Below are 12,648 nucleotides of genomic sequence, written 5' to 3'. Positions count from 1 at the left end.
GGCGTGTTTTTTTCAAAAGGGTTTTTCTTGACGGTTGCACGACAGGCGCGCATTGCTCGCGGAGCGACTCGGCGGCATAATGTAGCCCCTTTTTTCAGCCCCTACATGTGGAAGGTTCCCGTGACTCAGAAGCCCGACCAGTGTCTTGGTGAGTGGATTGATCGTGAAGCGCTTGCAGAAGCGATGATCCCGCTTATCGGTCAGCTCTACCGCAATAACAATGTGGTGAGTTCGATCTATGGCCGCAGCCTGATCAACCAGTCTGTCATCGCGATTCTCAAGGCTCACCGCTTTGCTCGCCATCGTCAGAGCGATGATGCCGAACTGTCCGTCCACGAGACTTTCCCGCTGCTCAAGGCGATGAGCGAGCTCAAGCTGGGTGCCGCTTCGGTGGACCTGGGCAAGCTGGCCGTGAAATTCAAGGCGCAAGGCAACGGCCGCAGCGCCGAACAGTTCGTTCGCGAAGAACTGGCCGATGTGGTCGGTCAGCAGAACGCTGCCGCTCGCAAGGGCACCGACGTGGTGCTGTACGGTTTCGGTCGTATCGGTCGCCTGCTGGCCCGTATCCTGATCGAGAAAACCGGTGGCGGCGACGGCCTGCGCCTGCGTGCCATCGTCGTGCGCAAGGGCGCCGAGAACGACCTGACCAAGCGCGCCAGCCTGCTGCGTCGTGACTCGGTGCACGGTTCCTTCAACGGCACCATCACCATCGACGAAGAACACAACACCATCACCGCCAACGGTAACCTGATCCAGGTCATCTACGCGAAGAACCCGACCGAGGTGGACTACACCCAGTACGGTATCCAGAACGCGCTGCTGGTGGACAACACCGGCGTATGGCGTGATGCCGACGGCCTGGGCCAGCACCTGGCCTGCCCGGGTATCGACCGCGTGGTGCTGACCGCGCCGGGCAAGGGCAAGCTGAAGAACATCGTGCACGGTATCAACCACGGCGAAATCACCGCCGAGGACAAGATCGTTTCCGCGGCCTCCTGCACCACCAACGCCATCGTGCCGGTGCTCAAGGCCGTCAACGACAAGTTCGGTATTGTCAACGGTCACGTTGAAACGGTTCACTCGTACACCAACGACCAGAACCTGATCGACAACTTCCACAAGGGCGATCGTCGTGGCCGTAGCGCCGCGCTGAACATGGTAATCACCGAGACCGGTGCCGCCACCGCCGCTGCCAAGGCCCTGCCTGAGCTGGCCGGCAAGCTGACCGGCAATGCGATCCGCGTTCCGACGCCGAACGTCTCGATGGCCATTCTCAACCTGAACCTCGAGAAAGCCACCAGCCGTGAAGAGATGAACGAGTACCTGCGCTACATGGCGCTGCACTCGGATCTGCACAAGCAGATCGACTTCGTCAATTCCCAGGAAGTGGTGTCCACCGACTTCGTCGGTTCGCGCCACGCCGGTGTGGTCGACGCCGAAGCCACCATCTGCAACGACAACCGCGTTGTCCTGTACGTCTGGTACGACAACGAATTCGGTTATAGCTGCCAGGTGGTACGCGTGATGGAAGACATGGCCGGGGTCAACCCGCCTGCATTCCCGCGCTAAGCACTAGCCGCACATGAAACGCCCCGACTTGTCGGGGCGTTTTTCATTCTGGAAGTATGTGGCGGATTGATAGCAACGGTTATTTCGATGTGTTGAGTAGGTCGATGTTTTATATCACTTTCATCTGGTGAGTTGCTCAGTCGAAATCATATCAATATAGATAAATAGTTCATTTTATTTTTCGGTTAATTAAAAAACCTAGAAAAAATAATTGCTTGCTGATCGTTTGTTGGGAGTGTTCGCGTAATGGATCCTATTTGTGTGGTGCTACATAATTGGCGTCATTAAATTGTTCATGTTCCCGCGCTTGACACTTGGAAGGACTGAACTTAGTGTCTGCCCCTGACAACGCCCCAACTTGCCGAGAATTAGCTATCAAAATGCCTGTGTTTAGCCATCAGGCAAGGGCGAAAGTTGTCATGTTCTTTCGGTAATAAACAGGCAACACAAATAGTGGATAAGTGGTCACTATGATTCGATGCCACCCTCCAAAAAGACGGGAATATCATTCCTGCTCACAACACTAAGAAACCAACAAGTCAGGCTGATCGAATAGTAATGGCCTGATGCTGGGACATCTTTGCTGGCAACACTGCTTTATGCCTTTCACGATAACGTGCGGCTAGCGATTGGCCGCTTGTTGAAAATGAATGTCTTCATGTCCTATCGGGAGCACCTGACATGACCGAAGAGCGCAGAAAGCACTTTCCGTTATCCCTGTTACCCCGCCTGGTGGGTATGGGTATTCTGGGTTTTATCCTGTGGTTGTTGCTGTCGACCTTGTTCATGCCCCTGCTATCGGCTTCGGCCACCCGGGCCATTCTCAATGCGCCGGTGATTTTGCTGACCACGCCCATCGATGGTGTCGTGAGTTCCCTCAGCATCAAGTCGGGAACTTCCTTCGTCCAGGGGCAGAAGCTGGCTGTGGTGGAAAACCCCAGGGCCAATCAAGACACCTTGCTGACGTTGCAAACCCGGCGCTTGAGTCTGGAGCAGCAGTTGTCGTCCTCCCTCAGCCAGTTCGAACACGACCAGCAGTACTACCAGGCGCTGGAGAAAATCAGCCAGCAATACCAGTCGGCGTTCCATACCCGCCAGTTGTACGGCCAGAAAGCCCTGCGCGCCGAAAATTTTGCCGCCAGTGCGCGCTTGAAAGAGGCTGAGGAAACCGTGGAGCGCAATCTCGAGTTGTTCCGCGAGGGGGCGGTCAGTGGTGCGTTGGTCGAGTCGTCGAAAGCCCAGTTGGCTTCGCTGCAGGGGGCGGCGGAGACGGTCAAGTCGCAGTTGGGCATCAGCAATGGTGATTTGAGCGCGGCCAATCAAAAGGTCTACTTGGACCCTGACCAGCTGCGCATGTTCGACCTCAACTCACACCTGGTCACCTTGAAGCTGAGCCTGGACAACCAGGAGCACAACCGCTCTACGGTGCAGCAGGAGCTGCAAAAGCTCGACGCGCTGATCGAGGAGGAAAACAGTCGGATCAAATTGATGTCCGGCTATGACGTGGTGGCCTATTCCGCCGGGACGGTCCAGGAAGTGGTGGCGCCCCAGGGCACGTTGGTGCGCGCCGGTTCGACCCTGGTGCGCGCGACCAATTGCGGGGAAAGCTATGTCGTCGCGGTATTTCCCGAGCGGGTGGCGAGCAAGATCGATCGTGACACGGTGTTGAAGGTGAACATTCGTGGCCTGGACGCACCGCTGACGGCCAAGGTCGTGCAACTGCTGTCCCACTCGGCGGACCTTCAGCCGGGGACCTACAGCGTACCTTTCCCCTACGCCGAGCAGAACTCCGTGTATGTGGTCGCCACCTTTGCCGCGAATCTCAGTGAGCAGCAACGAAGCCTGGTGTGCAAGCCCGGGCTCTGGGCTTCCGCCGAGGTTGCCCGATGAGCCGCTGGCGGGGTGCGGCCTGGGTGCTCGCCGGGTGGTTGCTGGGTGTCGGGCAGGCGGCCTGGGCGGCATCGGCCCGCGTGCAACTGGCAACGGATACCTGCGGGGCATTGGAGCAGGCGACACGGGCCTATCCCGGTACGGATCCGGTGCTGCTGGCCAGCTATCCGGCGCTGGATGGGCAGCCGCCGGCGATACTGGCCCTGCGCGGGGTGGCCTTCACCTATGACAACGCCCTGGCCAGCATCGCCTTGTTTGCCTGCGGCAAGGCGCAGTCCGCCCGCAGGCTGGCCGATGCCCTGGTATTCGCCGTGGAGCATGACCCCGAGTACGCTGACGGGCGCTTGCGCAACGCTTATGCGGCGGGCCCGATCAAGGGCCAGGCCATGGGGTTGCCGGGGTATTGGAGCACTGAGCGCAATGCCTGGAGCCAGGATGCCTATCAGGTCAGCAGCGCCACCGGCAACCAGGCCTGGGGGGCGCTCGCGCTGCTGGAGGCTTTCCGTCAGACCGCCGAACCGTCCTACCTTGCGGCGGCGCGCCGAGTGCTGGGCTGGGTCCAGCAGAACACCTACGACAATCAGCTGCCCCCGGGTTTCAGCGGTGGTGTCTATGGCTACTTGAACCGGCAGGTTCGGCAAGGCTGGAAGTCCACCGAGCATAATGTCGACCTGGTGGCCGCCTGGACGGCGCTCGACCGCCTGTCGGCGGACTCGGATGCGCAGCGGCAGGCGCAGGTTGCCCTGCGTTTCGTGCAAAGTCAGTGGGATGACCGTGAGGGGCGTTTCCTGATCGGCACGGGCGCGGACGGACAAACCTCGGATCGCCTGCGCTCAGGGCTGGATGCGCAGCTCTGGCCGCTGCTGGCGATTCCCGCAGCGCCGCAGGACTGGCGTCGGGTGTTCGCCTTTGTCGATCAAAGCCACCGTTTCGCCGACGGCTACGGGTTCAACCGCAACCCCGACGGGGTCTGGACCGAGGGTACCGCCCAGGCGGCGGCGGTGGCGCGTTTGAGTGGTTTGCCGGACAGGGCCCAACCCTTGTGGGGGGTATTGCTGGCATTGCAGGCCAGTCACGGTTGGCTCTTCGCGACGCCACAGGCGCAAATCAGCACCGGGCTTGCCATCGGCCCGGACTCGCCGAGCAGCGATTTCTTCTACTACCACCTGCCTCATCTGGGCGCCACGGCATGGGCCGCTATCGCGGCCACTGGCGTCAATCCCTTCACCGGCTCTCAGGAGGCTGACTGACATGCACGCACTGGACTCGTTGCAGCTTGTGCAAATCAATTTCTGGACCCTGGCCGTGGTCATTCTCTTCAGTTGCCTGACCCGGCGTGAACACTGGGGTGCCCGAGCCGGTTTTGGCGCGATCACCGCCTTGCTGCTGATCAACTACGCCGTCTGGCGCATCCGCGACACCTTGCCCGACGGCCAGAGCGGATTTGCCGTGGCATGGGCCTACACCTTTCTGTTTTTCGAGATGATGGCCATTGGTTACACGCTGTTTTCCATTATCGTCATGCTCCGTCGCAGCGATCACCGCGCCAACGCCGATGCCGGCGAGCGCCGCTTGCGGGCGGCCGGGCCGGATGTCCCAGCGGTAGATGTGTTCATCGCCACCTACAACGAAGGCCTGGAGATCCTGGAGAAAACCATTCTTGCCGCCCAGGCCATCGATTACCCGAACTTCACCGTCTGGGTGCTGGACGATACCCGGCGCGACTGGTTGCGCGACTATTGCGCCGAGGTCGGGGTGCAATACGCCCGGCGCCCGGACAATACCCACGCCAAGGCCGGCAATCTGAACAACGGCCTGCGCCAGTCGGCCGCCAGCAGCAATGCGCCATACATCCTGGTACTGGACGCCGATTTCGCTGCTCAGCAACCGATCCTGATGCGCATCCTCGGGCTGTTCCAGGACCCGCGGGTGGGCCTGGTGCAGACCCCGCAGTTCTACTACAACCCGGATCCGATCCAGCACAACCTCGGCTCGTCCGACTGCTGGGTGGACGAGCAGCGCGTCTTCTTCGATGTCTTCCAGCCGGCCAAGGACGGCTGGGACGCGGCGTTCTGCGTGGGCACCTCCTTTGTGGTGCGGCGCGACCTGATTACCCGCATCGGAGGATTTCCCACCGGCTCGGTATGCGAGGATCTCTACACCAGTTGCCGCCTGTCGCAGCAAGGCTACGTGACCCGCTGGCTCAACGAGCGACTGTCCATCGGACTGTCGGCCGAGGGACTGACCGAGTACATCAACCAGCGCGCGCGCTGGTGCCTGGGAGCCCTCCAGGTCGCGCTGTTGAAGGAGGGGCCGCTGCGTGGCAGTGGCTACCGTCTCAATGATCGCCTGCATTTCCTGCACGGCCTGATGCACTGGTTTTCCAAGCCCTTCATCCTGATGCTGCTGGTGTCACCGGTGCTCTACTGGTACTTCGGCATTGCCGGGTTCTATGCCAAGCCCGCGGATTTCCTGGCCTTTGGCATGCCGGCACTGATCGCGTTCTGGGGCTACGGCACCTGGGTCACGGCACGCCGAACCCTGCCGGTGTTCACCGAAGTCACGCAGATCGTCGCGGCCCTGGCGGTCACCGCGACGATAGCCAGTGCAATGATTCGTCCGTTCGGTCGCCCCTTCAAGGTGACCGCCAAAGGCCTCGACCGCACCCGTACCCTGATCCACTGGAAGATGTTCGGGTTCTTCCTGGGGTTGATCGTGTTTTCCCAGGTGGGCGCGTTCACCGCTATTGCCACGGCAGCGGCCTTCGACGGCAACATGCTGTTCAACCTGTGCTGGACCGTGGTCGCACTGATCTACAACCTGGCGACGCTGGTGGCCTGCGTTGACCGGCCGCGGCTGCATGGCGAAGAGCGCTTTCCCTTCGATGCAGCCACTGGCTTGCGCCTGGGGACGAAAACCTTTGCCGGGCGTCTGGTGGATATTTCGGTCAGCGGGGTGTGTTTGTCTTGTGACCTGGCGGTTTGGATCAAGCCGGGCGTACGAGGGCAGTTGTGGATCCCCGAGCTCGGTTGGCTCGGGGTCGAGGTCATGCGCAACCAGGGCAACGATCGCCTGGGGCTGCGTTTTGTCGACCTCGACGAGGGGTTGCGGCAGCGTCTTATCACCCACTTGTTCAGTGACGCTAGCGTCAACGTGGCCAGCAAGGCCGAGCCGGCCCTGGCCTTTGGCACCTTGTTGCGCCGTTCGCTGCTGGGGGAGCGGCGTTCGCGACCAGCGCTCTCCCGGCCCTCCAGGGTGCCGTCCTATGCCGCGCTGGCGCGTTATCGACCGGCTGCCGTGCGGTTGCGCCAACAGCCCCTGTCACGGGTGGCCGGGCCCCGTGGCGGCCTCTGGGATGCCCTGGTTTCACCCTTGCGAGCCTTGTTGGGTTTGCGTTGATGAGGTGGATCATGAACCGTTGTGTACCTTCGACTTGTCTGGTGTCCCTGCTGCTGCTCAGTGCTTGTTCGCTGGACCCGACCTACGAAAAACCCGATGCACCGATCGACGCACAGTGGCCGGCCAGCTCGACAGGTTCCTGCTGTGCGGCCAAGGAGGCGTTCGAGCATGATTGGCATGGGTTTATCCTCGATCAGCGGCTGCGTGCGCTGATCGAGCTGGCGCTGGCGAACAATCGCGGCCTGCGCCAGTTCGCTGCCGGCGTGGAAGAAGCCCGGGCCGGCTATGCCGGTGCGCAGTCGGCGTTATTTCCCTCGATCGGCATCGATACCTACGCCGGACGCAGCAAGTTGCCGCCGCTGGTGCGTACGCCGGGAGGTGGGGACAGCGCGGGCAGTATCGCCAACACCTTCCAGGCGACAGCCGGTTTCACCTCCTACGAACTGGACCTGTTCGGGCGCATCCGTAGCCAGAGAAGCGCCGCCGGTGCTCGCTTCGAAGCCTCCGAGGCCGACTATCAGACGGCTCGGCTGGCGCTGATCGGGGAGGTCGCCAGTACCTGGTTGAGCCTCAAGGCCAGCCAGAATCTGCTGGATCTCGCCCAGACCACCTACGACACCCAGAACAACTACGGGCAGTTGCTGCGCAAGAGCTACAACCTGGGCTCCAGCGCGCAGATCGATGTGCATCAGGCCGATGCGCAAACCAATACCGCGGCGGTGCAGATCAACACCTATCGCATGCAGGTGGCGCAGAACATGAATGCACTGCGGGTCCTGGTGGGGCAGCCGGTGCCCGCGGCCCTGCTGCCCAGTGGAGAGTTGGGCGAGTCCCTGGCCACCGCCGATGTGCCGGCCGGGCTGCCATCGTCACTGATGACCCGACGCCCCGACATCATGGCGGCCGAAGCCTTGCTGCGCGCGGCCAATGCGGACATCGGCGCGGCGCGTAGCGCCTACTTCCCGACCTTTTCCCTGACCTCGGCGCTGGGGAGCCTGAGCGGCGATTTTTCCCGGTTGCTCAGCGCCCCGGCGCAGTTCTGGTCGACCGCCCTGACGGGCTCCTTGACCCTGATCGACGGCGGTGCCCGACGGGCCCAGGTGGATGGCGCGCATGCGCGATTCGATGGTCGGGTCGCGGCCTATGAAGCGACGGTGCAGAATGCCTTCCGCGAGGCGGCCGATGCGCTCAATGCCCGCCAGGAGATGCTCGTCCAGGTGGCGGCGCAGAAGCGTCTGGTAGAGGATTACCAGGCAGCCTATCGACAGTCGCGATTGCGTTTCGAGGCGGGTATGGACAGCTACTTCTCGACGATGGATGCCCATCGCTCGCTGTTCGAGGCGCAGCAGAAATGGTCGCAGCTGGAACTGGCGCGGGAGATCAATCAGGTGAACCTGTACAAGGCCCTGGGAGGAGGGTGGAGTCAGTCGTTGAAGGTCGCCGACAAGCGCGGGGTGGATGCGGCCAGGCCTGGGTCGTAATGGATGAGGGGAGAACCCCCTGACAAACCTGCGCTACGTCCATGCTGCGCGAGAGGTGACCGGCAAACGCCTGCATTGCAGGCGTTTGCCGGCTGGCGAAGGTGTCTGCTCAGCCGCGGCTGGACACTGCCATCTGCGCGGTGCGCAGTTCATGCTTGTTGCCACGGAACAGCACCAGGGTGGCGATCAGCCCCAGTACGGCTGCGCCACTGAGCCAGATGCCCGGTGCCGCCTTGTTGTCCAGCACGTGGATCAGGTAGGTGCAGACCGCCGGGGTAAAGCCGCCGAAGGTCGCCGTAGCCAGGCTGTAGGCCAGGGAGAAACCGGTGGTGCGCACTTCGACCGGCATGATCTCGGTCAGGGCCACCACCATGGCGCCGTTGTAGGAGCCATAGAGGAACGACAGCCACAACAAGGCAATCAACAGGTGACTGAAGCTCGGGGCGGCCACCAGCCAGGACAGCACCGGATACGCCGTGAGGATCGCCAGGATGGTCGCCGCCAGCAGCAGTGGCTTGCGCCCGATCTTGTCGGACAGCGCGCCCATCACCGGCAGCCAGAAGAAGTTCGACAGGCCGATGCACACGGTCACCAGCAGGGCGTCGAAGTCCGACAGGTGCAGTTCGGCCTTGCCGAAGGTCGGGGTGTAGGCGGTGATCAGGTAGAAGGACACCGTGGTCATGATCACCAGCGCCATACCCGCCAGCACCAGGCCGAAATTCTGGCCGATGGAACGCATCACTTCCGACAGGCTCGGACGATGTTTGCGGGCTTGGAACTCGGGAGTTTCTTCCAGCGAGCGACGGATGATGAAAATCGCCGGAACGATCATGCAGCCCACCAGGAACGGTACGCGCCAGCCCCAGTCACCCATCTGATCGGGGCTCAGCCAGTGGTTGAGGCCCACGCCCAGCAAGCCGGCGAACACGACGGCGGCCTGTTGGCTGGCGGACTGCCAACTGACGAAGAAGCCCTTGCGACCCGGGGTCGAGATCTCGGCCAGGTACACCGAGACACCGCCCAGTTCGACGCCGGCGGAGAAGCCTTGCAGCAGGCGACCGAGCAACACCAGCAGCGGAGCGAACACGCCGAGGGTCGAATAGCCCGGTACGCAGGCAATCAGCACTGTGCCCGCGGCCATCATGGCCAGGGTGATGATCAGGCCTTGGCGACGACCATGGCGGTCGATGTAGGCGCCGAGGAAAATCGCCCCCAGCGGACGCATCAGGAAGCCGGCGCCGAAGGTGGCCAGCGAAAGCATCAGGGATGCGAAGGCGCTGTCATTGGGAAAGAAGGTTTTGGCGATGGCCGTGGCATAGAAGCCATAAACCATGAAGTCGAACATCTCAAGGAAGTTGCCGCTGACAACGCGAAAGATCGCCTTGCCCTTGCCCGTATTCGAGGCCATTTTATGTACTCACTTTGTCTGTCTTATAAGCAATCCGTCGTCTTTGCTCGTCCTAACTGAACCTTTCAGGCATACGCACGCTGGCAGAGCAGTTTTGTAACGATATGTTTAATAGAGTCATCCGGCAACAAAAAACATAGCTTGCTGGCTAAGTGGTAGAACCCTTGATCTAGACGGCTTCCCTCAGGGGTTCACCAGGGCTGAAGATCCTTCATGGGCGGGCGATTATCTGGGGCATAATGGTCAACCTCGAAAAAGGCCTTCTAGCGACTATGTCAGATCCACAGGCGGCCGCGCCTTTGTTACGAACCCTTCTGCTGGGGGGGACCTTTGTCCTGCTCGCCGGTTGCGACAACACTGACTCGCTGGAGCAGTTCGGTGGTCCGACCCAGGGCAGTACCTATTCCATCCGCTATGTGCGCCATGTCGGCGGGCCGGCGGTCGCTGAGGTCAGGCACGAGGTCGAGGCGATCCTGGCGGAAGTCGACCGGCAGATGTCGACCTATCGCGGCGACTCGGATATCGAGCGCTTCAACGAATTGCCGGCCCACAGCTGCCAGGTCATGCCGGCTCCGATCCTGGAGCTGGTCCGGATCGGCGAACAGCTGTCGATGGACAGCGACGGTGGCTACGACCTGACGGTCGAACCCTTGATGAACCTGTGGGGCTTTGGCCCGCAGGGGCGTGAGCAGAAGGTACCGGACGCGGCGAAGCTGGCCGAGGTACGCCAGCGTGTCGGGCACCGCTATCTGCGTATCGACGGCGACAAGCTCTGCAAGGACGCCGCCGTGGAGGTGGACTTCAACAGCATCGCGGCGGGTTACACGGTGGACCGTATCGTTGATCGGCTGAAGGGGATGGGCCTCGACAGTTTGCTTGCCGACGTCACGGGCGAGCTGAAGGCGGTGGGCCGGAAGCCCGATGGCAGTCCCTGGCGGATCGCCCTGGAGCTGCCGCGGGACGATCGGCAGGTGGCGCAGCGGATCGTTGTCCTCGACGGTTATGGCGTTTCCACGTCGGGCGATTACCGCAATTATTTCGAACAGGACGGCAAGCGTTATTCCCACACCTTCGACGCCCGGACCGGTGCGCCCATTACCCATAACCTGGCATCGGTCACGGTATTTCATCCCTCGACGCTGATGGCCAACGGCCTGTCGACCCTGTTGCTGGTACTGGGGCCCGAGCACGGTTGGGACTACGCGGAGAAACACGCTATCGCCGCCTCTTTTGTGATGCGTACCGATAAAGGCTTCGTCACACGGACGAGCCAGGCGTTCGAGCGCCTGGCCAAGGGTGACGGGCATGACATGTAGTGCAGGCAAAGCTGGCCTACGACGCTACCAAGGGTTAATGTGCGCGGCGTTGAAGCTTCTATAGACTGCACACAGAGATTTGATCCTTCATGTCGCTGGCCGCGACATGATTTAGCCGCAGGTGCCAGAGGGGTACCTCGGCCTGTTCTGAGGAGTACGCATGGCTGTCTACAACTACGACGTAGTGGTACTGGGTTCCGGCCCGGCTGGTGAAGGCGCGGCAATGAACGCCGCGAAAGCGGGGCGCAAGGTGGCAATGGTCGACAGTCGTCGCCAGGTCGGCGGTAACTGCACCCACCTGGGGACCATTCCGTCCAAGGCCTTGCGTCACTCGGTCCGGCAGATCATGCAGTTCAACACCAACCCGATGTTCCGGGCCATTGGTGAGCCGCGCTGGTTTTCCTTTCCGGATGTGCTGAAAAGCGCGGAGAAGGTCATCGCCAAGCAGGTCGCTTCGCGTACCGGCTTTTACGCCCGCAACCGGGTCGACCTGTTCTTCGGCACCGGCAGCTTCGCCGACGAGCAGACCATCGAAGTGGTCTGCCCCAACGGCGTGGTCGAGAAACTGGTGGCCAAGCACATCATCATCGCCACCGGTTCGCGTCCGTATCGCCCGGCCGATATCGATTTCCACCACCCGCGTATCTACGATAGCGACACCATCCTCAGCCTCGGCCACACGCCGCGCAAGCTGATCATCTACGGTGCCGGGGTGATCGGTTGCGAATACGCGTCGATCTTCAGTGGCCTCGGGGTGCTGGTGGAGCTGGTGGACAACCGCGACCAGTTGCTCAGCTTCCTCGACTCCGAGATTTCCCAGGCGCTGAGCTACCACTTCAGCAACAACAACATCACCGTGCGCCACAACGAAGAGTACGACCGTGTCGAAGGCCTGGACAACGGGGTGATCCTGCACCTCAAGTCCGGCAAGAAGATCAAGGCCGATGCCTTGCTCTGGTGTAACGGGCGTACCGGCAACACCGACAAGCTGGGCATGGAAAACATCGGGGTCAAGGTCAACAGCCGCGGCCAGATCGAGGTCGACGAGAACTATCGCACCTGCGTGCCGAATATCTACGGTGCCGGTGATGTGATCGGCTGGCCGAGCCTGGCCAGTGCGGCGCACGACCAGGGGCGCTCGGCGGCGGGCAGCATCGTTGACAACGGCAGCTGGCGTTATGTCAACGACGTGCCGACCGGGATCTACACCATTCCGGAGATCAGCTCGATTGGCAAGAACGAGCATGAGCTGACCAAGGCCAAGGTGCCTTACGAAGTGGGCAAGGCGTTCTTCAAGAGCATGGCCCGGGCGCAGATCGCTGGCGAGCCGCAAGGCATGCTGAAGATCCTGTTCCACCGTGAAACCCTGGAAGTCCTGGGGGTGCACTGCTTCGGTTACCAGGCGTCGGAGATCGTTCACATCGGTCAGGCGATCATGAACCAGCCGGGTGAGAACAACACCCTGAAGTACTTCGTGAACACCACGTTCAACTACCCGACCATGGCCGAAGCCTATCGGGTAGCGGCTTACGATGGCCTCAACCGGCTTTTTTGAGCGGCTCCGGCCGGTGGCCTGAGCCGGCCG

General features: G+C 61.6%; 8 protein-coding genes. 7 read left to right on the top strand and 1 reads right to left on the bottom strand.

Annotated elements, in window-relative coordinates; all coding sequences use genetic code 11:
* The first annotated feature begins 105 nt into the window (after positions 1-105).
* The 5 genes from NUH87_RS08485 to NUH87_RS08465 all read left to right on the top strand — a co-directional run bounded on the left by NUH87_RS08485 (position 106) and on the right by NUH87_RS08465 (position 8,339).
* A complete protein-coding gene (locus NUH87_RS08485; RefSeq protein WP_040063177.1) occupies positions 106-1,569 on the top strand; it encodes a glyceraldehyde-3-phosphate dehydrogenase in 1,464 nt (487 codons plus the stop codon).
* 681 nt (positions 1,570-2,250) lie between these two features.
* On the top strand, positions 2,251-3,459 hold the full coding sequence (locus tag NUH87_RS08480; protein ID WP_338525596.1) for a hypothetical protein: 1,209 nt from the start codon (positions 2,251-2,253) through the stop codon (positions 3,457-3,459).
* A complete protein-coding gene (locus tag NUH87_RS08475) occupies positions 3,456-4,709 on the top strand; it encodes a hypothetical protein (protein WP_338525595.1) in 1,254 nt (417 codons plus the stop codon). The genes NUH87_RS08480 and NUH87_RS08475 overlap by 4 nt, the downstream gene beginning before the upstream one ends.
* 1 nt (position 4,710) lies before the next feature.
* Positions 4,711-6,858 (top strand): glycosyltransferase family 2 protein, encoded by a 2,148-nt coding sequence (locus NUH87_RS08470; protein WP_338525594.1) that lies wholly within the window; start codon positions 4,711-4,713, stop codon positions 6,856-6,858.
* An 11-nt stretch (positions 6,859-6,869) separates the two neighbouring features.
* Positions 6,870-8,339, top strand: coding sequence for an efflux transporter outer membrane subunit (locus tag NUH87_RS08465; RefSeq protein WP_338525593.1), 1,470 nt, complete (start codon positions 6,870-6,872; stop codon positions 8,337-8,339).
* Positions 8,340-8,448: 109 nt separating this feature from the next.
* Here the strand turns inward: NUH87_RS08465 and NUH87_RS08460 are convergent, their stop codons facing one another.
* Positions 8,449-9,747, bottom strand: coding sequence for an MFS transporter (locus NUH87_RS08460; protein ID WP_338525592.1), 1,299 nt, complete (start codon positions 9,745-9,747; stop codon positions 8,449-8,451).
* Positions 9,748-10,046: 299 nt separating this feature from the next.
* Here NUH87_RS08460 and NUH87_RS08455 point away from each other — a divergent pair, with 299 nt between their 5' ends.
* Positions 10,047-11,063 (top strand): FAD:protein FMN transferase, encoded by a 1,017-nt coding sequence (locus tag NUH87_RS08455; protein ID WP_338525591.1) that lies wholly within the window; start codon positions 10,047-10,049, stop codon positions 11,061-11,063.
* A 160-nt stretch (positions 11,064-11,223) separates the two neighbouring features.
* Positions 11,224-12,618, top strand: coding sequence for a Si-specific NAD(P)(+) transhydrogenase (sthA, locus tag NUH87_RS08450; RefSeq protein WP_040063167.1), 1,395 nt, complete (start codon positions 11,224-11,226; stop codon positions 12,616-12,618).
* Positions 12,619-12,648: the final 30 nt, after the last annotated feature.

It is taken from the genome of Pseudomonas batumici (assembly GCF_036585405.1).
Classification (GTDB): domain Bacteria; phylum Pseudomonadota; class Gammaproteobacteria; order Pseudomonadales; family Pseudomonadaceae; genus Aquipseudomonas; species Aquipseudomonas batumici.
The sequence above is the reverse complement of the archived record's forward strand: the minus strand, read 5'-3'. Positions and strand labels throughout refer to the sequence as shown.